This window comes from Arthrobacter sp. 2RAF6, assembly GCF_052115205.1.
Lineage (GTDB): Bacteria > Actinomycetota > Actinomycetes > Actinomycetales > Micrococcaceae > Arthrobacter.
Window position 1 is genome coordinate 13081 of record NZ_JBFRGF010000011.1, and the last position, 26973, is coordinate 40053.

A 26973-nucleotide genomic window follows, 5' to 3' on the forward strand; every position below is an offset into this window, starting at 1 on the left:
AAACGCACGCTAGTGAAGGTAATTGGAAGGGCTTGCCAGGGGCGTCGCGGCAATCATGGCCCTTGGTGGCTTGGCGGCCTTTGTCATGATGGTGGGGCCGGACGCGAGCGTCCTGAGGGCGGCGGTCATGGGTGCTATCGGCCTCAGCGCGCTGAGTGGCGGCCGGCGGGGCCGGAGCCTGGGTTTTCTCTGCCTGGCCGTGACTGGCCTGCTCATCCTGGATCCTTCACTTGGTATAAGCATCGGTGGCGGCAATCGCCAGGTTCTTCGCAGGACTTCCGGGAGCGGCAATGCCGTGGCCGGAAGGTCCCACGGGAATCGCGACCATGGTCCTGTGGTCCGTTGTCACCATCCTGATGGTGTGGCTGATCCTGCATCCAACGTGGGCGGGCTCGGCCGTACTGTCGTTGCACCGCCGGCTGGTGCTCCTCATGGCCGCCGGGGAGTCGGCCATCCGCCGCTGCTGGACCGCGGGCCGTCCGGGGGCCCGCCGCGGCCCGGTAGGCGGGCCGCGGGTTTGAGGATCCCTGCCCTGGACACTGCACGTGGGAGACTGGGACTGAAGCAAAACCCTTCTGGAAGGAAGCAACATTGGCTGCTGCCCAGGTCTCCAAGGCTAAAACCTCCGCGGCGAACACCGCCAGCTGGCGGGACGTTACCCCGTCCGCCGTAGTGCTTATCACCGGCCCAGAGGAGTACCTCGGAATCCGTGCCATGGATCGGATCCGCTCGCAGGTGCGGGCGGCGGCACCGGAAGTGGAAATCAGCAGGCTCAATGCCGGAAGCTACGAGACCGGTTCCCTCGCAATGGCGGTCACGCCGTCGCTGTTCGACGAGGCCAAACTCATCGAGATCGAGGGACTCGAATCGATGACCGATGCCTTCCTTGCCGATGCCTTGAAATACGTAGCCCAACCGGAAAACGACGTCGTGTTGGTCCTTCGGCACGGTGGCGGGGTGCGCGGAAAGAAGCTCCTGGACACCATCAAGTCCTCCGGATGGCCGGTGGTGGACTGCCAGCCCTTGAAGAAGGACGCCGAGAAAACAGCATTCGTCGTCTCGGAATTCAAGGTGGGCGGCCGCCGCATCGAATCGGAAGCTGTCCAGGCCCTCGTCAATGCAGTCGGCGCCAGCCTCTCCGAACTCGCTGCGGCATGCAACCAGCTCATCGCGGACGCCACTACCGCGGTAGACGCAGCCACAGTGGAGCGCTACTACGGCGGCCGCGTGGAAGCCACGGCATTCAAAGTTGCGGACGCCGCCATGGCCGGCAACGGGCCCCAGGCCCTGTCCAGCCTCCGGCATGCCCTCGCCACCGGAGTTGACCCGGTGCCGCTGGTTGCCGCCCTTGCCGCGAAGCTCCGCACCCTGGCCAAGGTTGCCGGCGCCCAGGGATCGTCGGCACAGATCGCCAAGCAGCTTGGCATGCAGCCATGGCTCGTAGAACAGGCCCAGCGGGACGTTCGCCGTTGGACTCCCGAAGGCCTGATCCGTTCCATCCAGGTCACGGCTGAAGCGGACGCCCAGGTAAAGGGCCTCTCGCGGGATCCGGTGTATGCGGTAGAGCACGCCGTCACCGTCATCGCCAACGCGGCCCGGGGCCGCTAGAGGACTGGTGCCCGGAGGCTAGCCAACTCGGTCCGGCGCCGCGTGTTCCTCGCCAGGCAGATCCCGCCAGTCCACAGGAAAGTCATCGGACTGCCGCGGGCGTTCTTCGTGCCGCCCGCGGCACGAAGAACGCTCGGGCTAGCACTCAATTTCGGGGCAATCTCTACTCAATTTCGTGGCAATCACCACTCAAATTCAGGCTAACGGCCACCTAGCCGGTCCTTTTGACCTTAGATTTCTCCGTGGGGGAGTCCTTCCTCCGGATGCCGCGCCCGATGTGTCAGCCCTATGAGATGCCGGACGTGTGACTTTGCTTTGGGGACAAGGCCGAGTCGGTGGGCGAGCAAGCCATCTTGGTCGCCCATGCCATCAATCACTTTCCATGTGTGACTACGAAACTCACCGTATGAAAGGAACATTCATGTCAACTCCCGTTGAGAGTCGGAACCGCACCAACGGCTCATTCCCAGGCAAGATGGCGAAAATTGGAGGCGTCAGCTTTGCACTGGCATCTCTTCTGCCCTGGCGACGAACCTTTACTTTGCGCTCAATGCTCTTTCTTGGGCAGCGGCCGCTGCAGCAGTCGTGGCGTCTTTCGGTATTGGAGCGGCAGTGGCTGGGCTAGTTTTTGGTCTGGCCAAGAAGTGGGCGCTGAAGCAGTTCGTTGCATGGTAAAACGCTGACACTTACGTACTAGCCCATGAGAGGGCCACAATGAACTCACCTAACGTCACCCAAAGGCGTCCTCCTGTATACGCTGTGGTCCTCTCCGGGTGCAAAGCAACCTTCACTAACGATTTTCGGCGAAGGTCCCATCGGCTCCAGAACCTTCTGATGAGTTTAGGTTTTTCATCGCACGCCTCCGCAATTGACAATGCACTGATCCTTGGGCATTTGTTGACATTGCTAATCATCAGTGTCGGAATAGTGTGGACGCCTCAGCCGGCTGGGTTAGCTTCGTTGGGAATTCCGCTCAGCACTCCTGACGTAGTGAGCATCGTGACGGTGCTGTTAGCAATGGCACTTTTACAAACCAGGCGTCGCTACAGGAAATCCCACCGTAGCTGGAACATAGTGTCGGCACCCCTGGAGGTGGGGATGCGCGCAGGTTTGGTCCTTATGGATCTTGGTCTTGCCGGCATGTTCATTACTCAGAACCTGCGGTGGCACGAGGGCAATAATCTATTTGCTGTCGGGGCCCTCATTATCTCATCATTTCTTGTTGTGGCGCCCCTGAAGAGAACGGCGATCCGGGTGCTCGTTGTTTTGAGTGTTGCCTTATCGGCGTGCAGCCTAATTGTTCTATTTACGAATGCATCGTCGTTCGATATCGATGAGAGATTCGGCTCTGGGTTGGCTTACAAGTTGTTGTTGATCCTGGCCGGCACAGTTCTTACAGCCGCTTCCACCCCTGCTCTATACAGGGTCACCGCTCATCCCCGCGCCCTGCGTGGCCGAGGGTTGCTGACTGATTTATCAATTAAGGCAGCATGCATTTTTCTCTTGTCAGGCTTGTCCTTGTCCGTCATGGAAATGACAGCGTGGCCGTGGACGGCGCCGTTTATTGCTCTTGCTGTCTTCTTCTCGGGTTTAGTTCTGTATCGGTCATCCTTCGCGCGGCTATTTTCACCCGAAACCTTGGGCTATGCCCTATTCCTAGTAAGACTGAGACCCTCCTGGGTAAAGCCACTCATTATCCGCAGCCTGGTAACTGCGATCGTAGTGACTGCGCCAATGACCTTTGTGTTATGTGTATTCTTCCTCTTAGGAAAGTACACCCAAGAGGCGGTCTTGCTTGTTGCTCTCGTTGGTCTTGAGATAAGCATCGACGCATTGATCGTCCAGCGTCGGACGGCCGTCATGCCGGCCTCGCATATCTCGAAATTGGCGCAGAAATCCAAGGCAGGCTTAGGCGCAGCGCTTTGCGCTGGCCTCGCCGTAGTGTTCTCAGGCATTCTCGGCACCGCTGCACCGCAAGCAACACAAGGTCCCTGGCTTGGCATCGCGTCTGGCGCACTGACTCTCGTGGCTGGTCTCTTGACGGTCCTGGTTCTCAACGACGCACCTGCGTGGCTGCGTGAACTATCAGCCACCGAAGTGGAGGACACCTGAAATCTCTAGCTCGCGTGGATCATGCCTTTGGATCCCACGTCATCTTTGACCATGCCTGTGTAGATCTTCCGGACCGAGGCGTTGTTGCGCTTCGAGGGCCGAATGGATGTGGCAAAACGACCCTGCTCAAGCTCCTCGGTGGCATGCTCTCGACGTCGTGCACTGAAATCGCGCGGTGGAGAAAGGACTTCAGGGCGGTCTATCTAGACACGGACTTTCTTACCCTCGACTACCTCACGGTCGAAGAACATTTGGATATGGTCAGGCCGCTGATTGGCCCGTCGGAGATGCCGGAAGATGACGGGCATCATCTTCTGACGGAACAGATGATGCCGACCAAGGTTGCAGAGCTATCCCTCGGACAGCGCCAGCGACTTGTCCTGACAGTAGCTTTGGCACTCAGGAACGTCGATATCCTACTTCTCGACGAGCCTCTTAACGGATTGGACCAGCAAGGCTCTTTAGTTGCACGCCAGTCAATGCTCGCCGTAGGAAAAAGCCAACTGGTCCTCGTGGCTACCCACGAGGATGACCACTGGACCGACTACGACCTCGCGGTCCGCCAAAAGGATACGGTCGAACTGCGCCCAACGGGAGCGCGAAAATGAGCAATCGTCTCACCAATACCGTTCGCACTCCTATCAAAGCCTTTGGGGGTATCTTGCGTTCCCGCTTCCCATATCTGGGCACCGATTTCTTGAAAATTCTGATCGCCATAGCCTGCGGGATCGGTCTTGCTTCTCTCTTCACGTGGGGCAGTAGCAGTGACGTGACCTCGACTAGCGCGCCAGGAATACTTCTGCACAACGCTTCCTTGGCCGTTCTCGCACTTTTTCTGAGCCACTACGGTGCGATGGTCATGATGATCCTCAACGGCATTTGGCTAGGGATGGGCATGGTCGCAAGTACCGCGGCGATTGGCCTCCACCAGACCGTTGCGCTTACCGCAGTCCACATTCCGCTCGAGATCGTAGCGTGGGCACTCACAATCCAAGGGGCACGCCTGTTCTGGCCAACACTTCTCGGAATGATCAGAGGAGAACGCACTTGGCGTCACATGGCTCAAAAGATGCGTGAAGTCCTCATCACCTCAGCCACCTTCTACCTCCTGGCGGCCCTTGCCGAGTGGGCCGAACACGCACTACTGGAAAGGTAAGTCATGACCTCCGCGAGCCCAAAAACGTCAGGTCATCCCGCATCGCAGAGCCCGAAGAAAATCAACCCAGTCTGGATCATCTGCCTCCTGCTCGCATACACTGCTGCTGCCCAATTCGCGGTGGGACCGAGCGTTGAACGGCTGGTCACGGAAAATGCCGAACACAACCAGTTTTCGAGCCAAGAGGTGCTCGTCACCTTCCTTCGCGTTGGCGTCATCATCTGGAGTACTCTGGCATCGTTTCTGCAAGCCCTCGTACTGAGGCTCATATACAAGGGCATCGTCAAAGGACATGGCCCCACCCTTGGAGCCAGCTGGTTTTGGGTTCTTCTAGGCCAAATCCCGTTCATGGCCACCGTCCTCGTCATGGGACTGTTTTTGCAGCCCGAAGCGCTCGGTCTCCTCGGTCAAGCCTGGGTGCGTATTCTGTTCGGCACTATCGCAGGGGCCATCTACATTGCGGCTGCCAAGATGGTGCTTGTCGCCCCGAACGGGCGCCTTGCGATTCTCTTCGCCATCGTCGCCATCGTAAACTCCGTCCTGCTCGTCTCAGGCAGCTCCGCCTTAAATACCTGAGGCCGGCACCCAGGGGTGCCGGCCTCACGTTCAGCTCAGTCGAACTGGATAAACCTTAGAGTGCGTTGACCTTTTTGGAGATCGCCGACTTGCGGTTTGCAGCGTTGTTCTTGTGAATAACGCCCTTGCTGACAGCCTTATCCAGCTTACGGCCGGCAGCAACAAGAGCCTTTGCAGCGGCATCCTTGTCCGTGGACTCAACGGCGGTGGCAACGGCGCGGATGGCCGTCTTCAGCTCAGACTTGACAGCGTTGTTACGCAGGCGAGCCTTCTCGTTGGTGAGGATGCGCTTCTTCTGGGACTTGATATTAGCCACGTGTGTGAACTCTCTTTTTAATGCGGAAATGGTCTAGAGGGTTTTCAGGTTGGCCATCGACTGAGCGGCGTGGGGATGCCTATGGCAGCCAACCATGAGTGGCCGTCGACCTGCACGGACACACAGCCATAAATATTATCAGACTCGGCGCTTTTCCGGGGATTTGGCGTCTACGCCGAGTCGTGTTGTCCACTGAGCCGATTCGCCACCAGTTGGAAAGTGCGCTTGTCGAGGACGGCACCCTCGCGCCGGACGTCCGCCGGATTGACGCGGACCACCCGGTCTACCTTGACCTCACTGGGCCGGCCCTGGGGGTCCCAGGCGCCAGTGCCGATGTCGACGTAATCGTCTGCACGGTGGCCATTGTCGTGGTCTTTGCTGGTCAGCATCAGCCCCAGCAGCCACCCGCCGTCGTGCCCTATCAAAAGAACCGGCCGATCCTTGCCCTGGGAATAGTCCTCTTCGTAAGGGATCCAGGACCACACGATCTCTCCGGGGTCCGGCTTGCCGTCGGGATCGGGGGAATACCGCGGAGACACCGTGCCCCGGAAGTCGCCCGGATATGGGCGGGAAAGCTGCCCGACGCCGGTGCTTGCGCTCCGGGTCCGGCTCGCCTTCGCCGCTGCCCCGCCTTTCTGGGCCTGGCCAGGGCGTGCGGTAGCCGGGGCTCCGATGATCCGTCGAAGGTAGCCCAGGGAGCCTTTGAGGAGTCTGCCAAGCAAATGTGTGTCCGATGCCATGGAACCACCGTACTTTCCCTTGCCGTACCGCGTCGCCCACACTCGTCGCCCACATTGCAACAGCGCCGATCACAGTGCACAACCGGCGTCAGGTTCATGGGAGACTATTAGTTCAGATATGCGGCATCGGCCGGAATGGTCCAGACCAGTCCGGAGTCCGGCCGTGTGAGTATCGACAGTAAGGACCCTGCGTGTCTCCCATGGCCCGCACCGCACCGGTGCCCGCCGCGACAGATCCGGCCATCATCCGGAACTTCTGCATCATCGCCCACATCGACCACGGTAAGTCCACCTTGGCCGACCGCATGTTGCAGTACACCGGCGTCGTTAAGTCCCGCGACATGAAGGCCCAGTATCTGGACCGCATGGATATCGAACGCGAACGTGGCATCACTATCAAGTCCCAGGCTGTCCGCATGCCCTGGGAACTTGACGGCACCAGCTACGCCCTGAACATGATCGATACCCCCGGCCACGTTGACTTCACCTATGAGGTTTCCCGTTCCCTCGCGGCCTGTGAAGGTGCAGTCCTCTTGGTGGACGCCGCGCAAGGCATCGAGGCCCAGACCCTGGCCAACCTCTACCTGGCGATGGAAAACAACCTGACCATCATTCCGGTGCTCAACAAGATCGACCTCCCGGCCGCCCAGCCCGAAAAGTACGCGGCCGAGCTCGCCAACCTGATCGGCGGCGACCCCGAGGACGTGCTGCGGGTGTCCGGCAAGACCGGTGTCGGTGTGGAGGCCCTGTTGGACAAGATCGTCCGCGATCTTCCAGCCCCTGTCGGCGACCCCGACGCACCGGCCCGCGCCATGATCTTCGACTCCGTGTATGACACATATCGCGGCGTGGTCACCTATGTCCGCGTCGTGGACGGCATGCTGCACCCGCGCGAGCGGATCCAGATGATGTCCACCCGTGCAACCCACGAGCTCCTGGAAATCGGCGTCAGCTCTCCGGAACCTACTCCCTCCAAAGGGCTGGGCGTCGGCGAAGTAGGCTACTTGATCACCGGCGTGAAGGACGTCCGCCAGTCGAAGGTCGGCGACACCGTGACCAACCTGGCCAAGCCCGCTTCGCATTCCCTCGCCGGTTATGCCGACGCCAAGCCCATGGTCTTCTCCGGCTTGTATCCCTTGGACGGCACGGACTATCCCGTGCTCCGGGATGCCCTCGAGAAGCTGATGCTCAACGACGCAGCGCTCGTCTACGAACCCGAGACGTCTGCCGCCCTGGGGTTCGGTTTCCGCGTGGGCTTCCTTGGCTTGCTGCACCTGGAAATCACCCGTGAGCGCCTTGAGCGCGAGTACAACCTCGACCTCATCTCCACCGCTCCCAACGTTGAGTACGAGGTCACGCTCGAGGACAAGCGGGTCCTGCACGTCACCAACCCGAGCGAATACCCCACCGGCAAGATCGCTGAGGTCCGCGAACCGATGGTGTCCGCCACCATCCTGGCGCCCAATGAGTTTGTGGGCGCCATCATGGAGCTGTGCCAGAGCCGCCGCGGCGTCATGGGCGGCATGGACTACCTCTCCGAGGATCGCGTGGAAATCCGGTATCGACTGCCGCTGGCCGAGATCGTCTTCGACTTCTTCGACATCCTCAAGTCCAAGACCCGCGGCTACGGTTCGCTGGACTGGAAGGCCGACGGCGAGCAGGTTGCCGACCTGGTCAAGGTGGACATCATGCTCCAGGGTGAGCAGGTTGACGCCTTCAGCGCCATCACCCACCGCGACAAGGCCTACGCCTATGGCGTCATGATGACTGGCAAGCTGCGCGAGCTCATTCCGCGCCAGCAATTCGAAGTGCCCATCCAGGCTGCCATCGGCTCGCGGATCATTGCCCGTGAGAGCATCCGCGCCATCCGCAAGGACGTCCTTGCCAAGTGCTACGGCGGTGACATCACCCGTAAGCGCAAACTTCTGGAAAAGCAGAAGGAAGGCAAGAAGCGCATGAAGATGGTGGGCCGTGTGGAAGTTCCACAGGAAGCGTTCATCGCAGCCCTGACCACCGACGAATCCAAGGACAAGGCCAAGAAGTAATGGCGCTGTTCGCCCGGAACACATCGGGACAGGCGCGCGCTGTAGCGGCGCGCACAGGACGGGCACAAGGGGAAATCCGTGCCTAGCGTTCTTCCCCTCGGGGATCCGGCACCTGCGGACGGCCTCTTGCCGCCGCAGGTGCTCGACGGCGTCGGTTCACGCAAGTTTGGACTGTACGTCCACATACCTTTCTGTGCCGTGCGTTGCGGATACTGCGATTTCAACACCTACACCGCCACCGAGCTTGGCGGCGGCGCCTCCCAGGACGCCTATGCGTCTACTGCCATTTCGGAAGTGGAGTTCGCCGTCCAGGCCATGGAAGCCTCCGGGCTGCCGCAGCGGCCCCTGAGCACGGTGTTCTTCGGCGGTGGCACACCGACCCTGCTGCCTGCTGAAGATCTCGCGCGCATCCTGACGGCCGCCGTCGGGCACTGGGGCCTGGAAGCAGGAGCCGAAGTCACGACTGAAGCGAACCCGGACTCTGTGACGCCGGAGTCCCTCCAGCTGCTCGCGGACGCCGGCTTTACGCGGATTTCCTTTGGCATGCAGTCGGCGGTCCCTCACGTACTCAAGGTCCTGGACCGTACGCACACTCCCAGCAGGGTCCCCTTGGTGGTCCAGTGGGCGCGCGATGCCGGCCTAGCCGTGAGCCTCGACCTCATCTACGGCACTCCCGGAGAGTCGATGGCCGATTGGCAGACCTCCCTGGAGACTGCCTTGTCCTACGGGCCGGATCACATCAGCGCCTATGCGCTGATCGTGGAAGAAGGCACCAAGCTGGCGGCACAGATCCGGCGCGGCGAAGTTCCCGGAATCGACGACGACGACCACGCCGCCAAATACGAACTCGCCGATCAGCTGATCAGCGCCGCCGGGCTGGACTGGTATGAGGTCAGCAATTGGTCCCGCACACCCGAACAGGCGTGCAAACACAACCTTGCCTACTGGCGTGGAGACGATTGGTGGGGCATCGGACCCGGTGCGCATTCCCACATGGGCGGCGTCCGCTGGTGGAACGTCAAACACCCCACAGCCTATGCCAACAGGCTCGGTAGCGGCGTGTCGCCGGCCGCTGGGCGCGAAACGCTCGACGCCGGAACCCGGGAAGTGGAACGGATCATGCTCGAGGCGCGCCTTGGCACCGGGCTTCAGGTCGATGCCCTCGACAAGGTGGGCCGCCACGCCGTCGCGGGCCTCATCGCCGACGGCCTGGTTGAGCCTGGAGCGGCCTTCCAAGGACGGCTGGTCCTGACACTCAAGGGCCGGCTACTCGCGGATGCCGTGGTCCGCCGGATCCTTCCGGACTAGGGCCGACGCTAGCGGCAGGCGCTAACGTCCGGCGCGGGAACCGGCATAGGCACCCGCGAAGAGCGGCTATTTGATCCAGCGCAGGTTGAAGCGGTAGCGGTGCGGCTGTCCGTGGTTGACGCGGATTCCGGCTGACACCGAGAAGCAGGTCACTGCGACCCAGATCGCGGTGGCCAGAACCGCGAACAGGTTTCCCACCACCGGAAGCAGGACGAGGATGTTGGCGAGCACTGCGGCAATCGTCGGAGGCAAAGTGAAGTTCAGCGCTTCCTTGGATTCCTGTGCCGTGAACGGGCCACGTTCGCGGAAGATCAGGTAGATCAGAAGCGAAGGCACGCAGCCAAGGATCCCGCCGAAGTGCGCCAGGGTTGCCCACTGCCGGTCTTCCGAGGCAGTCAAGGGCAGCGCGTTGGCAGGAACGCCGTGGTACTGGGACTGGCCCGAGGTGCCATCCCGATCGTCAGGAGCGTTGTCCGCCACAGTATCTTCCTTAGAGTATCTATCGGTGCAGTGTTGCTGTCCCAGAATACTTGCTCGGCACGCGATCAGCCGACCAACTCCGGGGCCCCGGGCAGGTAATCATCACTGCTCGGTCAGGAAATCGATCACTTCCTCCACGCGCCCCAGCAAAGAGGCCTCCAAATCGGCATAGCTGTGGACGGCGCCCAGAAGCTTCTGCCAGCCAAGTCCCACGTCTTCGGCCGTCTCATGCGGCCAGCCGAACGACCTCAGGATTCCGGTCTTCCAATCCGTGCCGCGCGCGATGGTTGGCCATTGCCCGATCCCCAACACCTTGGGCCGGATTGCCTGCCAGACGTCCACATAGGGGTGTCCTACGATCAGGACGTTTCCCGCGGCGCCCGGCAGCGTCATGGCGTCGGCGGCAATCCGCGACTCCTTCGAATCCGGCACCAAGTGGTCCACCAGGATCCCGAGCCGGCGGCCCGGGCCGGGGGAGAACCCGGCTATGGCCGCCTTGAGATCGTCCACGCCGTGCAAGGGCTCGACGACGATGCCCTCCACCCGGAGATCATCTCCCCACACCTTTTCCACAAGTTCTGCGTCGTGCTTGCCTTCCACCCAGATCCGGCTAGCCTTGGCGACTTGGGCCCGCTGGCCGGCCACCCGGACGGATCCCGATGCCGTCCTGCCTGCTTGCGCCGCGCCCTTGACGGCCGCCGCGCGTGGCGCCGGCGGCAGGAGCTTCACTGCTTGTCCCTCCAGCAGGAATCCGAATCCGAGCCGGAATGACTTGGCCTTTCCCCGCCGATCCTCAAGCACCACAATGTGCATGCCTCCGGACTTCTCCACCCTGGTCACGGCCCCTACCCAACCGGACTGCACGTCCTCGAGAACCATCCCTCGTTCGACGGGCACCTCTGGCAGTTGCCGTTTGGCCGGCGAGGAGAGGTCTTGCGGGCCCCAATTGTCGTAAGACACGGTCTTCACACCACTTTGCGCTAGGGGATCGGTCACGGTCCGTGGCATTCCCCAGGACCGCGCGGGAATCATGTTCGCCGCGAGCGGTACCAATGCTAACAACGAGGTGGCTCATACTAGACTTGTTAGCACTTGGGCATGTTGAGTGCTAACTGTTGAACTACCGGATTGTTGAGAACTCGATCGTTTGAGTACTTGATCGTCCAGTACTGGCTGTTGAATGGAGGTGGGCAGTGAGCGAACCACGCAAGCTTGAAGTGTTACGCGCCATCGTGGAGGACTACGTTCACTCCCGCGAGCCAGTCGGCTCCAAAGCTTTGGTCGAACGGCACCATCTGGGAGTGTCGAGCGCGACCATCCGCAATGACATGGCCCTCTTGGAAGAAGAGGGCCTCATTGCAGCACCACACACGAGTGCGGGCCGCATTCCCACCGACAAGGGCTACCGCTTGTTCGTCGACCGTATTTCCGAGGTCAAGCCGCTTTCGGCCGCCGAGCGCCGGGCCATCCACTCGTTGCTTGAGGGGCCCGACGACGTCGAGGACATCCTTGAGCGAACCGTCCGGCTCCTCTCCCAACTGACCAACCAGGTCGCCGTCGTACAGTATCCGCACCTGAGCCGCGCGCGCGTCCGGCACATTGAGTTTGTCCTTTTGGCACCGCGCCAGGTCTTGGTGGTGTTGATCGCCGATTCGGGCAAAGTGGAACAAGGCGTTGTGCAGGCAGCGACAGACGCCACTGACGAAGAGCTCATGGCCTTGCGCGCGCGATTCCTTGGAAGCATTGCCGGCTCCCAGCTCGACCTCATGCCACAAGTCCTGCCCTCGGTGGTTGCCTTGTGCCCGCCGGCGCTTCGGAACCTTGCCGGCGCCCTTGCCCACGGCCTGGAAAGGCTTGCCGAGCGGAGCCGCGACGAACGCATGGTCATGGCAGGCACGGCAAACCTGGCCCGCTCCAACGTGGACTTCCCGCTGAGCATCGGTCCGGTCCTCGAGGCACTCGAGGAGCAGGTGGTCATGTTGCGGCTGTTGTCGGACATGGCTGAGGACCCCCGGGGCGTCACGGTGAGCATCGGACGTGAAAACCCCTATGACGGCCTCTCCGAGGCTTCGGTGGTTGCCACGGGCTACGGTCCGGGCAGCAGTGCCAAGATCGGCATTCTTGGACCCACCCGCATGGATTATCCCAACACCATGGCGGCCGTCCGTGCCGTCGCACGCTACCTTTCCCGCATTCTGGGCGGCTGACGGCCTCGGCCGGAAACCGCCTCGCAAGAAAAGCAGTGGAACCGTAAAAAAGGAAGAGATACCGACTTTGAGCAGTCACTATGACGTTCTGGGCGTCTCGCCGGAAGCAGCCGGCGAGGAGATCAAGAAGGCCTACCGCAAGCTCGCACGCAAGCTGCACCCCGATGTGAACCCCGGGGCCGGCGCTGCCGAGGAATTCAAGGCGGTGACCCACGCTTACGAGGTCCTCTCCGACCCCCAGAAGCGCCGCGTCTACGATGCCACCGGCAACGAGAACGGGACCGACAACGGTTTCGGCGGAGGCTACGCGGGCCAGGGATTCGCATTCCAGGACATCTTCGACACCTTCTTCGGCGGAGGCGGCGGCGGGATGCAGGGCCCCGCATCCCGAATGCGCCGCGGCCAGGACGCCCTGATCAGTGTCCGCATCGACTTGCGCGAGGCGGTGTTCGGTGTCAACAAAAAGCTTGAGGTGGACACCGCTGTCATCTGTCCCACGTGCGAAGGCTCATGCTGCCGTCCGGGCACCCACCCGGAACGCTGCGACATCTGTGGCGGCTCGGGCCAGGTCCAGCGGGCCGTCCGCTCGATTCTCGGCCAGGTCATGACCGCCGCACCATGTGGATCGTGCGAAGGTTTCGGCTCGATCATCAAGGATCCCTGCAATGAGTGCAACGGCCAGGGCCGCATCCGCAGCCGCCGTTCGCTGACCGTCAAGGTGCCTGGCGGCGTCGCTACCGGGACCCGCATCCAGCTTTCGTCGCAAGGCGAGGCAGGTCCCGCGGGCGGTCCTCCCGGTGACCTCTATGTGGAGATCCGGGTCAACAACGATTCCACCTACATCCGCGAAGGCGACGACCTTCACGCCACGCTGAGCGTTCCCATGACTGCCGCGGCACTGGGTACCGAGCTGCAGCTTGAGACTTTCGACGGTCCCCAGGAGATCGACGTCAAGTCAGGTACGCAGTCCGGCGAAGTCATCACCCTGCGTGGACTCGGCGTCACCCATCTCCGCGGCTACGGCAGGGGAGACCTCAAGGTGCACCTGCACGTTGAGACCCCCGGCAAGCTCGACGCCGTGCAGGAAGACCTGCTTCGCCAACTGGCAAAATTGCGCGGAGAGCAGTTCACCGAAGGCAAGCTTGTGGCCAGTGGCGGTATGTTCGCGAAGCTGCGGGACAAGCTCGGTAACCTGTAGCGGTGAGCAACCCCGTATTCTTCACAGCAGCCGGAACGCTTGACGGGCTCGGCCCTGGTGACTCTTTCGTGCTCGACGGCGCCGAAGCCAGGCATGCTGTCACCGTCAAGCGCCTGGAAATCGGCGAAGCCGTCGATATCGCCGACGGTGCCGGTAGACGGCTCACGGGCACCGTGACGGAGTCCGGGCAGGGAACCTTGACAGTCCTTGCCTCCGCTGTCGATGAGGAGCACCAGCCAACCGTGCGGCTCGTGTTGGTCCAGGCCCTCGCGAAGGGCGACCGTGACGAGCTTGCAGTTGAGACGGCAACGGAACTCGGGATCGACGCCGTCGTACCCTGGCAGGCGGAACGTTCGATCGTCCGTTGGAAGGGTGACCGGGCTGCCAAAGCCCACGCGAAGTGGCAATCCGTGGCCACCGCAGCCGCCAAGCAAGCGCGGCGCGCGTGGATTCCCGAGGTGCGTACCGCCGTCGACGGCTCCGGCCTGGCTGCGGCGGTTGCCGCGGCCGACCTGGCGATCATCCTGCACGAGGACGCGAAACGCCCGCTGCGGGATGTCCTGGAGAACTGGCAGGGCGGTGTTTCTACGGCGGATCCCGGAGTTGAACGGGAAGTCCTGCTCATCGTCGGCCCGGAGGGTGGAATTTCACCGCGCGAAGTGACCAAGCTCAGCGACGTCGGCGCCGTCACCGCGCTCTTGGGCCACCACGTGCTCCGCTCGTCCACGGCAGGTCCTGCCGCCGTCGTGCTGGCCAGCGACATCCTGGGGCGCTGGTAGCCCGCAGCGCACGTCCTTGATTAGCGACGTCCTCAGCGAACGGTGAAACTACGGGTATCCGTCGCGACGTCGGCGTCGTTGGCTCCCAGCAAGGAAACCCGCAATTCATAGCGGCCCGCTCCGAGTCCCACTGTGAGGCTGAAGGTTCCGCCTTGTCCGGGAACCGTCGAAGCGGTGGTCTGTCCGGCGAGGTAGGAGGACTTGTCGCCGTTTGAGTTCTCGCGAAGGATTTGCCAATGCAGTTTCTTCGAGGGATCCGTGCTTCGGCCGTTGAACTTGACCGGACCGGCCGGCAAAGTCAGATCCTCCTGCGGGTCAATGATCCACACCGGTGCCACCATGGATGCGTCGCGGACCATCGGATCGCCTAGTTTGACCTGTCCGAATGCCATGTAGTCCGTGTGCCCGTCCACCAGGATGGTCACCTTGATCTGCTGTCCGGAATCGATCAGGCCCGAGCTCGCGGCCGCAGCGGTAGCGGTGTAGACGAGTTCCTGGACCGCCCGCTGTGCCATCCCGGCATCGAGATTTGAATTGAACGCATCGCGGGAAACATCGACCGTGACCACGTTCTTACCGGAAATCGAGGTCGCCAGACTGCCTGGGTTCTGCCACGGAGTGAAGAAATCGTGATCAAACGGCTTCTGGGACATCATGATCCGCAGGGCCGTGGTGATGGGGTTCTCATTGCCTGGGTTGTCACGGAATTCGCGGTACAGGAAGGTGTCCGTATCGCTGCGCCCGATCCAATACACGGGGATCTTGTTTGAGGCCTGGGTTGTTTCGAGCGGAGCATTGCTGTCCGGGGCCGTCTGCAAGGCAACTGTCGGGCTGGGGACCGGCGTCGTGGATCCCTGTCCCGTGCGATCGGCAATGCAACCCGACAGGAACAAGGCAGCCGTCAGGGCGGTCACAAGCATGGCGGAACGTGTCCGGATGCGTGTGCCGTGCGAAATCCCGGCTGGCCTGGTGATGGTGGATTCCTGCTCGTGTTCGGCCGCTGTGGTGTGCGGGGGAGTCATGCGCCCGGCGGCCGGGCACAGGGGCATTTTTTGCCCATGAATCAGCTTGTCATAGTCCCAACGGCCCCGGCTGGCGTTTCGATACCCCGGTGGGCAACTGCAATGCGATTGATACGAGGTCGATGCCGAGTTGATACCAAAGCCGCACCGATCGCCCGTCCGCAGCACCGCCGGGCACGGTCTGGAACCACCCCTGAGACTGGCTGGCGTAGGATTGAAAGCAATCCGAGGCCCGCTATCCTGCGCCCATCCAGCAGACGGACATCGGAGAAAATCGATGGACATCACCAAGCCGGAGGAGCACAGGCCGCTAGGCCAGCACTATGACAGAATCATTGAACGGGCGGCCCAAGGCCGGCAGCGTTGACACAGGTCCGGCCGAGTTCCCACACTCTGTCCCGGGCGCCCGGACGGAAGTTGTCATCTTCGACAACTCGGATCAGATGGTTCAGACCCTTGGCAGCCATGACGAGGCGTTGCGCTACATCGAAGCCCAGTTCCCCGGCGTCGACTTTCATGTGCGCGGCAACGAGCTCTCCTTCAGCGGACCGTCACGCGATGTTCCCCGGATCATGCGGCTTCTGGAAGAAGTCCGCGGCCTGGTCGGCAAGGGGACGGTCATCACCCCGGACGTGCTGCAACAGCTTGTGTCCTTGTTGCGCAGCCAGTCGCTGCAAAACCCCGTGGAAGTCCTGACCCACAACATTCTTTCGAGCCGCGGGCGCACCATCCGCCCCAAGACGCTGAACCAGAAGAACTATGTCGACGCCATCGACGACAACACGGTCATCTTCGGGATCGGCCCTGCAGGCACCGGCAAGACGTACCTCGCGATGGCCAAAGCCGTTCAGGCACTGCAGCTCAAGGAAGTCAGCCGCATCATCCTCACACGGCCTGCCGTCGAGGCGGGAGAGCGCCTCGGCTTCCTGCCGGGAACGTTGAGCGACAAGATCGACCCGTATCTGCGTCCTTTGTACGACGCCTTGCATGACATGATGGACCCGGAATCCATCCCGCGCCTCATGGCTGCGGGGACCATTGAGGTAGCGCCGCTTGCGTACATGCGCGGCCGCACGCTCAATGATGCGTTCATCATCCTCGATGAGGCCCAGAACACCACCGCGGAACAGATGAAGATGTTCCTGACCCGCCTGGGCTTCGGCTCCAAGATGGTTGTCACTGGGGATATCACCCAGGTGGATCTGCCCTTCGGCGCCACCTCCGGTCTGCGCATTGTCCAGGAAATCCTCAGCGGGATCGACGGCGTGAACTTCACGATGTTGGACGCTTCCGACGTCGTCAGGCACCGGCTCGTCGCCGACATTGTGTCCGCGTACAGCACATGGGATGAAAAGCACCGGGTGCGTGCCCAGCACACGCCGATCCACGACAAACGGGGAGAACACAGATGAGCATCGAGGTCAACAACGAGTCCGGCGTCCAGGTGGACGAGGCACAATTGGTGACGCTTTCACGCTTCATCTTCGAGCGGCTCTACATTCACCCCCAGGCCGAACTTTCCATCCTCCTGGTGGATGAACCTGCCATGGAAAAGCTCCACATAGAGCTCATGGACGAACCCGGCGCTACCGATGTCCTGTCTGTCCCGATGGATGAATTGACGCCGGGGACACCGGGTAAGCCGACTCCGCAGGGCATGCTGGGCGACATCGCCATCTGCCCGCAGGTGGCCGAAGTACAAGCGCGCAACGCAGGTCATTCAACGCAGGATGAAATGCTCCTGCTCTGCACGCACGGAATCCTCCACCTGCTCGGTTTCGACCACGCCGAACCGGAGGAAAAGGAAGAGATGTTCGGCCTGCAGCGTGAGCTGCTGTCCGCGTTCCTTGGCAAGGACGCCCCCATGGAGACCATGCTGTGACCTCGCTCATCCTGGTCGGGATGGCGTTGGTGTTCCTCAGTTTCGTCGCGCTGCTGACCGCGGCTGAGGCTGCCTTCACCTTCCTGCCGCGACACGACGCGGAGCAAGCCGTCGTCAGAAGCCGGGGGAATTCGCTTCGCGATATCCTCGCCCAGCCTGTTGCGCACATTCGCGCGCTGCGATTCTGGCGGGTCTGGTTCGAGATGGCGGCAGCTGTGGCCGTCGCCGTCGTCATGCATAGCCTCCTCGAGAATGTCTGGCTTGCCGGTTTGGCGGCGACGGGCATCATGGCCGTCATTGGTTTCGTTTTGGTGGGCGTCTCCCCCCGTCAACTCGGACGCGCCCACTCAGGCGGCGTTGTTCGCTACTCGGCCCCGCTCATCAGGTTCCTGTGCTGGATCCTGGGTCCCATTCCCGGATGGCTCGTGAGGATCGGCAGCGTAGTGGCACCCGGTGCGCCCAGCGGCGATGAAGCATTCTTCAGCGAGGAAGAATTCCGTGAACTCGTCGACAGGGCCACGGAATCGGACATGATCGAGGACAGCGAGGCCGAACTCATCCAGTCGGTCTTCGATTTCGGCGACACCCTGGTGCGCTCGGTGATGGTCCCTCGAACGGACATTGTAAGCATCGAGTCCGGATCCAGCCTGGAACAGGCCATGGCCCTGTTCCTGCGCTCCGGGTACTCAAGGATCCCCGTTATCGGCGAGAACGCGGATCAAATCCGCGGCATTCTCTATTTGAAGGACGTTGCCGCCGCATTGCACCGCCCGGAACAGCCATCAGTGCGCCAGGATATTGATGCCATAGCCCGCGAGGCACGTTTCGTTCCCGAATCAAAGCCTGTCAGCGACCTCCTGAGCGAGCTACAGCAAGAGTCCACGCACGTGGCTGTAGTCATTGACGAATACGGCGGCACCGCCGGACTGGTGACGCTGGAGGACCTCATTGAGGAAATCGTGGGGGAGATCGTCGATGAGTACGACTCCAACGATGCGGAAGTCACCGACCTGGGTGGTGGCACGTATCGCGTCAGTTCACGGATGAGCATCGATGACCTCGGCGAACTTTTCGACATTGACCTCGACGACGACGAAGTGGACACGGTGGGTGGCCTCCTGGCCAAAACCCTGGGCAAGGTGCCGATCGTGGGCAGTGCGGTGGAGGTGGATGGGATCTCCTTGAAAGCCGATAGGCTGGAAGGCCGGCGAAACCGGGTCAGCCATATCATTGCGGCAGCCATTCCAAAAGAAGACACTGACCTTGAAGACCTTCTCGACGAGGCCGACACAACGCAACAGGGAGTTCCACGTGAGCAAGCACAATAAGAAGTTCGACGCCGATCAGGACTTCGGCGGCTTCCACGCAGGTTTCTCGGTTCTTGTAGGCCGTCCGAATGCCGGCAAGTCCACCCTCACCAACGCTTTGGTTGGCCAGAAGGTGGCCATCACTTCGGCAAAGCCGCAGACCACGCGGCACACGATCCGCGGCATTGTCCATCGGGAGGACGCCCAACTCATCCTCGTGGACACTCCGGGCCTTCACCGCCCGCGCACCCTTCTTGGCAGGAGGCTCAACGATCTCGTCGCGGACACCCTCTCCGAAGTCGACGCCATTGGTTTTTGCCTGCCCGCCAACGAGAAGATCGGACCGGGCGACAAGTACATTGCGGCCCAACTCGCCGCCGTCGGACGCAAGCCGATCATCGCACTTGTCACCAAGACCGACCTGGTGGACCGCCAGGCCCTGACCGAGCAACTCCTGGCCGTAGCCGCGTTGGGCCGCGAGGTCCTCGGCGAACAGGGCTGGGCAGATATCGTTCCGGTTTCCGCGACCGACGGCTTCCAGGTCAGTACGGTCGCCGACGTCCTCATCGGCCACATGCCCCCTTCGCCGCCTCTCTACCCGGACGGTGAACTCACCGATGAACCGGAGGCCGTCATGGTCGCCGAACTTATCCGGGAAGCAGCTTTGGAAGGCGTCCGCGACGAGCTGCCCCACTCCCTGGCGGTGGTGGTGGAGGAAATCCTGCCCCGCGAAGGGCGCTCCGAAGACAACCCGCTCCTCGACGTGCGGGTCAACCTGTACGTCGAGCGCCCCTCCCAGAAGGCCATCATCATCGGCAAGGCCGGAAGCCGGCTGCGCGAGGTCGGAACGAACGCCCGCAAGGGTATCGAGGCCCTCCTGGGAACCAAGATCTACCTCGACCTGCACGTGAAAGTGGCCAAGGACTGGCAGCGCGATCCGAAGCAACTCGTGAAACTGGGATTTTAGCCGCTGGGGAATTTCCCAGATTGGGCCCGTAAAATGGTCCGAATCCCATTTTCCGAGGAAAGGTTGAGCGCGCAGTGCGACGTCGCGATGCACGCGTACAGAAGCCCGGCACCGTTGGTGCCCCCGGCACTGCACGCCACGGGGAAGCCCCCGGCACCCCCCGCCACATGAATGCTCCCAAGGGGCTCCCGCTCTGGCTCAAGGTCACTGCCGTGACGGTGTCGGTACTGTTGCTCGGCGGTATCGCCTTCGCCGCTTACTGGGTTATCCGCTTGCAGGCGAACATCAGCAAAGCACCGTTGTCGGCGGGCGCCACGAGAACCGAAGCCGCGGCCAACGATGCCACGGACCGCCTGCAGATCCTCATCCTCGGGTCCGACACCCGGGACGGGAAGAACTCGCAATACGGTTCAACCCAGGACTCCGCCGGCTATGGCCAGTCGGATGTCATGATGCTGCTGGACATTTCGGCGGACAACAAGAGGGTGAGCCTCACCAGCTTTCCCCGCGATCTCCTGGTGGACGTCCCGGCATGCACTGATCCCAAGACCAATACCGTGTATCAACCCCACTCAAACGTCATGATCAACTCGGCGATGGCAGAAGCCGGGATCGGTTGCGCCGTGGACACAGTAAATAAGCTCAGTGGGCTGCAAATCGACCACTTCATGATGGCCGACTTCAACGCCGTCAAGGAGCTGTCCAACGCCGTAGGCGGGGTTAACGTGTGCGTGAGCGACGCCGTCCACGACCCCGATTCCGGACTCCGGCTCCCCAAGGGAACATCGAGTGTCCAGGGGGAACAGGCCCTGGCCTTCCTCCGGACCCGCCACGGTTTTGGCGACGGAAGTGACCTCGGCCGCATCCAGGCGCAGCAGGGTTTCCTCTCCTCGCTGACCCGGAAGATCAAGTCTGACGGCACGCTGGGCAATCCGCAGGCTCTGCTGTCCATCGCGGATGCCGTGACAAAGAACCTGACCGTGGATGACGGCCTGGCGTCCGTACAGTCGCTCCTGACCATCGGGAGCCGCCTCAAGGACGTTGACTTGTCCAAGGTCGCATTCGTCTCGGTTCCCACTCAGCCCGCCGCCGTTGATCCCAACAGGCTCGAATTGGTTCAACCCCAGGCCTCCCAACTGTTCGCCGCCATGCGCGCCAACCTGGACCTGACCACCCCGGGGGCTACGGCCGCTCCCTCACCCGCCGCGTCTGGCGCCCCGTCCAGCAGTGCTGCGCCGGCGCCCAGCGCTCCTGCTGTCCCCGCCTATGACAAGGCCCTACAGCCAGTGACCGTTGCAGACGGAACAGGCATCGCCTCCCGCGGCCAGGAGATCGCCGCCGCCCTGGTTGGCGGCGGATTCACGAAAGCCGCACACTTCCTTGCCGCCGCCGTGCCCAAGACCGTTGTCTATTACGGGCCCGGCTACGCCGACGTCGCGCCGGATGTCGCGAATCTCCTGGGGATCCCGGCCTCGCAAGTCGAACCATCCAACGGCATTGTGGGAGTCCAGGTCTATATCGGCCGTGACTTCGATTCCGGGACCAAGTATGGCGTCGCTTCCGTCCCGTCCGACGTCGTCAAGCAGACCGCAGGCGACGTGAAATGCCAAGCTGTCAACCCCGTACTCATCGCGAAGTAGCAGCACAGGAAACACCCTCGCTGCCTACCAGATACTGACGCGGTCCTCGGGCGACAGCCACATTCCATCCCCGGCTTCCACCGCGAACGCCTCATGGAACGAATCCAGGTTCTTGGCAATGGCGTTGGTCCGGAACTCGTTGGGGGAGTGCGGGTCCGTTGCGACGCGCCGGATGGCTTCCTCGGGACGGATGACCTGGCGCCAGCCGGCAGCCCAGGACATGAAGAAGCGCTGCTGGCCGGTCAGGCCTTCGAGGACGGGCGGCTCAGCTCCGTCAAGGCTCAGGAGGTAAGCCTTGTAGGCGATTGTCAGGCCGCCCAGATCGCCGATGTTTTCGCCGAGCGTGAGCTTCCCGTTGACCTTGTGCTCAGGAGCGGCATACGGGGCAAGGGCGTCGAACTGGGCCACGAGCTTCGCCGCCAGTCCTTCGAAGGCCTTGCGGTCTTCCTCGCTCCACCAATTCCGCAGCGCTCCACTTCCGTCGAACTGGGACCCTTGGTCGTCGAAGCCGTGGCCGATTTCGTGGCCGATGATGGCGCCGATGCCCCCGTAGTTGACCGCGTCATCAGCCTCTGCCGTGAAGAAGGGCGGCTGCAGGATCGCAGCGGGGAAGACAATCTCGTTCAGCATCGGGTGGTAGTACGCGTTGACGGTCTGCGGGGTCATGAGCCACTTGTCGAGATCGACCGGCTTGCCGACCTCATCGAGGTGACGGTCGACGTCGGCGTTGTGCGCCCGCTCGACGTTCCCCAGAAGATCAGTCGGGTCAATGTCGACGGCGGAATAGTCGATCCATTTGTCCGGGAAACCAATCTTGGGCCGGAAGGCCTCAAGCTTTTTCAGCGCTTCAGCCTTGGTGTCCTCGCCCATCCAGTCGAGCGCCGTAATGCTCTTGCGGTAAGCCTCGATCAGTTTGGCAACCAGTGTCTGCATCCTGGCCTTGTGACCTTCGGGGAAGTGGCGCTCCACGTAGATCTGGCCTACAGCCTCCCCAAGGGCGGCTTCGACGACGGCGACTCCGCGCTTCCAGCGGTCCTTGTTCTGCGGAGTGCCACTCAGGGTGGTCCCGTAGAAATCGAAGTTTGCGTCCACGAATGCCGACGAAAGATAGGGGGCTGCGGCATTGAGCACGCGCAAGGCCAGCCACGCCTGCCAGGCGTCAAGGGACTCGGACTCCACGAGGGCAGACGCACCGGTGAAGAAATCAGGAGTACTTACCACCAGCTCGGTGAACTTGTCTGCTTCAATCCGGGCCGAATCGAACCACGCGTCAAGGTGCGGGAACAATTCACGGCCCTCCTCGGCGGTCTTGAGGTTGTAGGTCTTCTGCGGATCGCGAAGGGTGACATTGTCCCAGTGATGCGAGGCAAGGGCTTTTTCAAGGGCGACAACGCGCGCGGCGGCATCGTCGGCGTCGGAAATGCCCGCCAGGCCGAAGAGTTTGGCGACGTATTTCGCATATGCGCTGACAATGCCTTCGAACTTCTCATCCCGGTAGTAGGACTCGTCGGGAAGGCCCAGACCACCCTGACCGATATACAACAGGATCCGGTCCGGATTCCCGGCGTCGGGAGCGGGATAGATCGAGAAGAGGCCGGAAACATCCGAGCGGAACAGCCGCCCGGTCAGGGCGACCACTTCGGCCGGCGAAGCCGTGGCAAAGACTTCCCCGAGCCGGGCGCGGATAGGCTCCATGCCCTTGGCCTCGGTGGCTTCCTCGTCCATGAAGCTGTTGTAGAGATCGCCTACTTTGCGTTCGATGCCACTGGCGTCCTCGCCCTTTGCGGCAGCTTCCTCGATGATCGCTTTGACCGCCAGTTCAGCGCCGTCCCGCAGCGCGGTGAACGTTCCCTCAAGCGGGCGGTCGTCAGGGATGACCGTCGACTTCAGCCACGCCCCGTTGACGTGCTCGTAAAGGTCGTCCTGCGGCCTGACGCTTTCATCGATGTTGGACAGTGTGATCCCCGACTGTGGCACAAGAACTCCTTCGGACGACGAGCGGAACCGGCTCACCACCGTTCCCGCGTCTGCATAGTGGACGTTGCTTCTGGTATTGCATTGTCATCATACGCACCCGTGTTACTGTGAAATGGTGCGTGCAGGAATGCTTCTCCTTAGCTGCCGCGGCGGGGCCTCGAAGGCGATCATTCGCTAGGCCAACCCTCGCTGCGGAGTTAGCTATGCCCGGCCAATCTTCCATCAAAGATTAAGAGAAAAGGCCCCAAGTCATGCGCAACGCACAAAAGCCCTCCGGAATGCCCATTCATCGGTACCTGCCTTTCCAGGACCAGATCAGTGTCGAGCTGCCGGACCGCACTTGGCCGGACAAGGTCATCACCAAGGCTCCGCGCTGGTGCGCAGTGGACCTCCGTGACGGCAACCAAGCCCTGATCGACCCCATGAGTCCGGCCCGCAAGCTGAAAATGTTCCAGCTGCTGGTCAAGATGGGCTACAAGGAAATCGAAGTCGGCTTCCCGTCCGCGTCGCAGACCGACTTCGACTTCGTACGGCAGCTCATCGAAGGCGGCCACATTCCGGACGACGTCTCCATCCAGGTCCTGACCCAAGCGCGTGAACACCTGATCGAGCGCACTTACGAATCCCTCGTCGGCGCAAAGCAGGCCATCGTCCACCTGTACAACTCCACATCGGTCCTGCAGCGCCGCGTCGTGTTCAACCAGGACGAAGACGGCATCCTGGACATCGCCCTCCAGGGTGCCCGCTTGTGCAAGAAGTACGAGGAAACCCTCGCGGACACCCACATCACGTACGAGTACTCGCCGGAGTCCTTCACCGGAACCGAGCTCGAGTACGCAGCGCGTGTTTGCAACGCAATCGCCGACGTTTTCGAAGCATCCGCGGACAAGCAGGTCATCATCAACCTGCCCGCCACTGTGGAAATGGCCACACCGAATGTCTACGCCGACTCCATCGAATGGATGCACCGGAACCTGCATCCCCGTGACGGCATCATCATCTCCCTCCACCCGCACAACGATCGCGGGACGGGCGTTGCCGCCGCGGAGTTGGGCTACCTGGCCGGTGCCGACCGCATCGAAGGCTGCTTGTTCGGCAACGGCGAGCGTACCGGCAACGTGGACCTCGTCACCCTGGGCCTGAACATGTTCGTCCAAGGCGTCGACCCGATGATCGACTTCTCGGACATCGACGAAGTCCGCAGGACCGTGGAGTACTGCAACCAGTTGCCTGTTCCGGAGCGTTCCCCGTACGGCGGAGATCTGGTGTTCACGGCGTTCTCCGGTTCACACCAGGACGCCATCAAGAAGGGTTTCGAAGCCCTCGAGAGGGACGCTGCCGCGGCCGGCAAGGCCGTGGACGACTTCACGTGGCAGGTTCCGTACCTGCCGATCGATCCCAAGGACCTTGGCCGCAGCTATGAGGCCGTCATCCGCGTCAACTCGCAGTCGGGCAAGGGCGGTGTGGCGTACCTGCTCAAGAACGAGCACAGCCTGGACCTGCCGCGCCGGGCACAAATCGAATTCTCCGGCGTCATCCAGCACCGCACCGACACCGTGGGCGGCGAGGTCAGCGGCGCCCAGCTGTGGGCCATGTTCCAGGACGAGTACCTGCCGGCCAGCACGGCAGATGGCCAGTGGGGACGCTATTCACTGGGTTCCATCCGCACCGAAACCGATGAGTCCGGCGAGCTTACCCTGCATGCGGCCCTGCGTGTTGACGGCACTGTAGTCCAGCGAACTGGCACGGGCAACGGACCGATCGCGGCGATGCTGGACATCTTGCGCCAAGACGGCGTGGACGTCCGCGTCCTGGACTACACGGAACATGCCCTGTCCGAAGGCGGCAGCGCCACCGCCGCGGCTTATGTGGAATGCGCCGTTGGCGAGCGGGTTCTCTGGGGTGTCGGAATCGATCCCAACACGAGCACCGCGGCGCTCAAGGCAGTCATCTCTGCCGTCAACCGCGCCATCAGGGCTGTCCGGGCATAACCATTTGCCGTGCGGCGTCGTCAACACGGCGCCGCGCGGCTTCGCCGGACCCGAGAGGGCCCGGCGTGGTGCGAAGATTAACTGTGGCCAATCCTTCGTCGTTTGCAGCGCGGTCCTATCGGGACGATGCCGTGGTGTTGCGCACCCACAAGCTGGGCGAAGCGGACCGCATCATCACTTTGCTGACAAAGCACCACGGACAAGTAAGGGCCGTTGCCAAGGGCGTACGGCGTACCAGTAGCCGGTTCGGCGCCCGGCTGGAGCCGTTCATGGTAGCTGACCTCCAACTCGTTTCAGGCCGCACCCTGGACATCGTCACCCAGGCTGTCGCCAAGGGAGCCTATGGGAGTTCGATCGCTGCCGATTACTCCCGGTACACCGTCGCTGCCGCCATGACGGAAACGGCAGAAAAGCTGACGGACGCCGACGCCGATTCCGGAACCGCCCAATACAACCTGCTTGTCGGGGCTCTTGCCGCGTTGAGCCGTTCCGACCACCCGCCGGAACTCATTCTTGACTCCTACCTGCTCCGCGCTTTGGCAACCGGCGGTTGGGCGCCCAGTTTCACGGATTGCGCCCGCTGCGGGGCGCGCGGTCCGCACACAGCTTTCTCCGCTCCCTTGGGCGGAATGATCTGCAACGACTGCCGCCCGCCCGGTTCGCCGGCGCCGGCACCCGAGACCGTCGTCTTGCTGGGCGCGCTGCTGACGGGGGACTGGGCTACTGCGGACACGTCCGACTCCTTGCATCGCCGCGAGGCCGCCGGATTGGTGGCGAGCTACCTGCAATGGCACCTTGAACGAGCATTGAAGTCCCTCAAACATGTGGAGCGAAGCTGAAAGTGGCACTGGGAAAAAAGAAGACGGCAACGGCGCGGACCACCCCGGTGAGGGCCCCCTACCAGCATCCCTCGGGCGCCAGGCCGCCGGCCATCCCTGCGGAACTGATACCGCGGCACGTGGCCATCGTCATGGACGGCAACGGCCGCTGGGCGAACCAACGGGGACTCCCGCGCATCGAGGGTCACAAGGCTGGAGAGCCGGCCCTGCTGGATGTGATGGCGGGTGCGATCGAACTGGGCATCAAGTACGTCAGTGTCTACGCTTTCTCCACCGAAAACTGGCGCCGCTCTCCTGAAGAAGTGCGCTTCCTCATGGGATTTAACAAGGACGTGCTACGTCGGCAACGCAACCAGCTCGATGAATGGGGAGTGCGGATCCGCTGGGCAGGACGGCGCCCCAAGCTCTGGGGTTCTGTCATCAAGGAGTTGGAGGAAGCCGAAGAGTACACACGCGGCAACGACACGTGCACTTTGACCATGTGTGTTAACTACGGCGGCCGCGCTGAAATCGCCGATGCCGTGGCCGCGATCGCCCAGGATGTCGCTGATGGCCGCCTGAAGCCCGGCTCCGTCAACGAGAAGACCATCCAGAAGTACCTCGATGAACCGGATCTTCCGGATGTGGACCTGTTCCTGCGAAGCTCCGGTGAGCAGCGCCTTTCGAACTTCCTCTTGTGGCAATCCGCCTACGCGGAATTCGTCTTCATGGATACCCTGTGGCCCGACGTCGACCGCCGGACTTTGTGGGACGCCGTCGAGATCTACGCCAAGAGGGACCGCCGCTACGGAGGCGCGGTAGACGCTGCAGCACCCCGCTGACC

General features: G+C 62.2%; 25 protein-coding genes and 1 pseudogene. 20 read left to right on the plus strand and 6 right to left on the minus strand.

Features of this window, described 5'->3' with window-relative positions; genetic code table 11:
* Positions 1-88: 88 nt before the first annotated feature.
* The 7 genes and pseudogenes from AB4Z38_RS10060 to AB4Z38_RS10090 all read left to right on the plus strand — a co-directional run.
* Positions 89-187 (plus strand): annotated as a pseudogene (locus tag AB4Z38_RS10060) (hypothetical protein); the annotation flags it as partial.
* A gap of 58 nt (positions 188-245) precedes the next feature.
* Positions 246-521 (plus strand): hypothetical protein, encoded by a 276-nt coding sequence (locus tag AB4Z38_RS10065; protein WP_441429672.1) that lies wholly within the window; start codon positions 246-248, stop codon positions 519-521.
* A gap of 70 nt (positions 522-591) precedes the next feature.
* Positions 592-1608, plus strand: a complete 1017-nt coding sequence (gene holA, locus AB4Z38_RS10070; protein WP_441429577.1) for a DNA polymerase III subunit delta — start codon at positions 592-594, stop codon at positions 1606-1608.
* Between the two features lie 834 nt (positions 1609-2442).
* On the plus strand, positions 2443-3720 hold the full coding sequence (locus AB4Z38_RS10075; protein ID WP_441429578.1) for a hypothetical protein: 1278 nt from the start codon (positions 2443-2445) through the stop codon (positions 3718-3720).
* Positions 3721-3734: 14 nt separating this feature from the next.
* The gene (locus AB4Z38_RS10080) at positions 3735-4328 is read left to right on the plus strand and encodes an ABC transporter ATP-binding protein (protein WP_441429579.1); all 594 of its coding nucleotides are present in this window, start codon (positions 3735-3737) and stop codon (positions 4326-4328) included.
* A 161-nt stretch (positions 4329-4489) separates the two neighbouring features.
* Positions 4490-4876, plus strand: coding sequence for a hypothetical protein (locus tag AB4Z38_RS10085; protein ID WP_441429580.1), 387 nt, complete (start codon positions 4490-4492; stop codon positions 4874-4876).
* A gap of 3 nt (positions 4877-4879) precedes the next feature.
* The gene (locus AB4Z38_RS10090; protein ID WP_441429581.1) at positions 4880-5452 is read left to right on the plus strand and encodes a hypothetical protein; all 573 of its coding nucleotides are present in this window, start codon (positions 4880-4882) and stop codon (positions 5450-5452) included.
* A gap of 55 nt (positions 5453-5507) precedes the next feature.
* On the opposite strand, the gene rpsT is transcribed toward AB4Z38_RS10090, so the two are convergent.
* On the minus strand, positions 5508-5768 hold the full coding sequence (gene rpsT, locus AB4Z38_RS10095) for a 30S ribosomal protein S20 (protein WP_441429582.1): 261 nt from the start codon (positions 5766-5768) through the stop codon (positions 5508-5510).
* A gap of 170 nt (positions 5769-5938) precedes the next feature.
* Entirely contained in the window at positions 5939-6508 is a 570-nt protein-coding gene (locus AB4Z38_RS10100) for a type II toxin-antitoxin system PemK/MazF family toxin (protein WP_441429583.1), read from the minus strand.
* 191 nt (positions 6509-6699) lie between these two features.
* On the opposite strand from AB4Z38_RS10100, the gene lepA reads away from it, so the two are divergent.
* Together lepA and hemW are read left to right on the plus strand one after the other, a co-directional pair.
* The gene (gene lepA, locus AB4Z38_RS10105; protein ID WP_441429584.1) at positions 6700-8553 is read left to right on the plus strand and encodes a translation elongation factor 4; all 1854 of its coding nucleotides are present in this window, start codon (positions 6700-6702) and stop codon (positions 8551-8553) included.
* A 78-nt stretch (positions 8554-8631) separates the two neighbouring features.
* Positions 8632-9861 (plus strand): radical SAM family heme chaperone HemW, encoded by a 1230-nt coding sequence (gene hemW, locus AB4Z38_RS10110; RefSeq protein WP_441429585.1) that lies wholly within the window; start codon positions 8632-8634, stop codon positions 9859-9861.
* 66 nt (positions 9862-9927) lie between these two features.
* On the opposite strand, the gene AB4Z38_RS10115 is transcribed toward hemW, so the two are convergent.
* On the minus strand, positions 9928-10341 hold the full coding sequence (locus tag AB4Z38_RS10115; RefSeq protein ID WP_059390016.1) for a DUF4870 domain-containing protein: 414 nt from the start codon (positions 10339-10341) through the stop codon (positions 9928-9930).
* Between the two features lie 102 nt (positions 10342-10443).
* Positions 10444-11301 (minus strand): DUF3097 domain-containing protein, encoded by an 858-nt coding sequence (locus AB4Z38_RS10120; RefSeq protein ID WP_441429586.1) that lies wholly within the window; start codon positions 11299-11301, stop codon positions 10444-10446.
* Between the two features lie 233 nt (positions 11302-11534).
* On the opposite strand from AB4Z38_RS10120, the gene hrcA reads away from it, so the two are divergent.
* From hrcA to AB4Z38_RS10135, 3 genes are all read left to right on the plus strand, one after another.
* Positions 11535-12548 (plus strand): heat-inducible transcriptional repressor HrcA, encoded by a 1014-nt coding sequence (hrcA, locus tag AB4Z38_RS10125; RefSeq protein ID WP_441429587.1) that lies wholly within the window; start codon positions 11535-11537, stop codon positions 12546-12548.
* A 67-nt stretch (positions 12549-12615) separates the two neighbouring features.
* On the plus strand, positions 12616-13746 hold the full coding sequence (dnaJ, locus tag AB4Z38_RS10130; RefSeq protein ID WP_441429588.1) for a molecular chaperone DnaJ: 1131 nt from the start codon (positions 12616-12618) through the stop codon (positions 13744-13746).
* 2 nt (positions 13747-13748) lie between these two features.
* Positions 13749-14525: a 16S rRNA (uracil(1498)-N(3))-methyltransferase gene (locus tag AB4Z38_RS10135; RefSeq protein WP_441429589.1), complete on the plus strand. Its 777-nt coding sequence runs from the start codon at positions 13749-13751 to the stop codon at positions 14523-14525.
* 32 nt (positions 14526-14557) lie between these two features.
* Here AB4Z38_RS10135 and AB4Z38_RS10140 read toward each other — a convergent pair whose 3' ends face one another.
* Complete coding sequence (locus AB4Z38_RS10140; protein WP_441429666.1) at positions 14558-15445, minus strand: GerMN domain-containing protein; 888 nt, start codon at positions 15443-15445, stop codon at positions 14558-14560.
* 425 nt (positions 15446-15870) lie between these two features.
* On the opposite strand from AB4Z38_RS10140, the gene AB4Z38_RS10145 reads away from it, so the two are divergent.
* From AB4Z38_RS10145 to AB4Z38_RS10165, 5 genes are all read left to right on the plus strand, one after another.
* A complete protein-coding gene (locus tag AB4Z38_RS10145; RefSeq protein WP_441429590.1) occupies positions 15871-16959 on the plus strand; it encodes a PhoH family protein in 1089 nt (362 codons plus the stop codon).
* On the plus strand, positions 16956-17429 hold the full coding sequence (gene ybeY / locus AB4Z38_RS10150; protein WP_284982880.1) for an rRNA maturation RNase YbeY: 474 nt from the start codon (positions 16956-16958) through the stop codon (positions 17427-17429). The genes AB4Z38_RS10145 and ybeY overlap by 4 nt, the downstream gene beginning before the upstream one ends.
* Positions 17426-18757 (plus strand): hemolysin family protein, encoded by a 1332-nt coding sequence (locus AB4Z38_RS10155; RefSeq protein WP_441429591.1) that lies wholly within the window; start codon positions 17426-17428, stop codon positions 18755-18757. Before ybeY ends, AB4Z38_RS10155 begins: the two co-directional genes overlap by 4 nt.
* On the plus strand, positions 18741-19703 hold the full coding sequence (gene era, locus AB4Z38_RS10160) for a GTPase Era (RefSeq protein ID WP_441429592.1): 963 nt from the start codon (positions 18741-18743) through the stop codon (positions 19701-19703). The genes AB4Z38_RS10155 and era overlap by 17 nt, the downstream gene beginning before the upstream one ends.
* Before the next feature lie 74 nt (positions 19704-19777).
* Complete coding sequence (locus AB4Z38_RS10165; protein ID WP_441429593.1) at positions 19778-21343, plus strand: LCP family protein; 1566 nt, start codon at positions 19778-19780, stop codon at positions 21341-21343.
* A gap of 24 nt (positions 21344-21367) precedes the next feature.
* On the opposite strand, the gene AB4Z38_RS10170 is transcribed toward AB4Z38_RS10165, so the two are convergent.
* Positions 21368-23320, minus strand: a complete 1953-nt coding sequence (locus tag AB4Z38_RS10170) for a M13 family metallopeptidase (protein WP_441429594.1) — start codon at positions 23318-23320, stop codon at positions 21368-21370.
* Between the two features lie 251 nt (positions 23321-23571).
* Between AB4Z38_RS10170 and leuA the strand changes: the two genes are divergently transcribed.
* From leuA to AB4Z38_RS10185, 3 genes are all read left to right on the plus strand, one after another.
* Positions 23572-25311, plus strand: coding sequence for a 2-isopropylmalate synthase (gene leuA / locus AB4Z38_RS10175; protein ID WP_441429595.1), 1740 nt, complete (start codon positions 23572-23574; stop codon positions 25309-25311).
* Between the two features lie 83 nt (positions 25312-25394).
* On the plus strand, positions 25395-26150 hold the full coding sequence (recO, locus tag AB4Z38_RS10180; protein ID WP_441429596.1) for a DNA repair protein RecO: 756 nt from the start codon (positions 25395-25397) through the stop codon (positions 26148-26150).
* 2 nt (positions 26151-26152) lie between these two features.
* A complete protein-coding gene (locus AB4Z38_RS10185; RefSeq protein ID WP_441429597.1) occupies positions 26153-26971 on the plus strand; it encodes an isoprenyl transferase in 819 nt (272 codons plus the stop codon).
* Positions 26972-26973 lie beyond the last annotated feature (2 nt).

Bases quoted from the DNA above. Each gene is read 5' to 3' on its own strand.
- AB4Z38_RS10075 (WP_441429578.1), top strand. From the start codon at position 2,443: ATGAGTTTAGGTTTTTCATCGCACGCCTCCGCAATTGACAATGCACTG.
- AB4Z38_RS10090 (WP_441429581.1), top strand. From the start codon at position 4,880: ATGACCTCCGCGAGCCCAAAAACGTCAGGTCATCCCGCATCGCAGAGC.
- AB4Z38_RS10100 (WP_441429583.1), bottom strand. From the start codon at position 6,508: ATGGCATCGGACACACATTTGCTTGGCAGACTCCTCAAAGGCTCCCTG.
- AB4Z38_RS10140 (WP_441429666.1), bottom strand. From the start codon at position 15,445: ATGCTTGTGACCGCCCTGACGGCTGCCTTGTTCCTGTCGGGTTGCATT.
- AB4Z38_RS10145 (WP_441429590.1), top strand. From the start codon at position 15,871: ATGACAGAATCATTGAACGGGCGGCCCAAGGCCGGCAGCGTTGACACA.
- ybeY (WP_284982880.1), top strand. From the start codon at position 16,956: ATGAGCATCGAGGTCAACAACGAGTCCGGCGTCCAGGTGGACGAGGCA.
- leuA (WP_441429595.1), top strand. From the start codon at position 23,572: ATGCGCAACGCACAAAAGCCCTCCGGAATGCCCATTCATCGGTACCTG.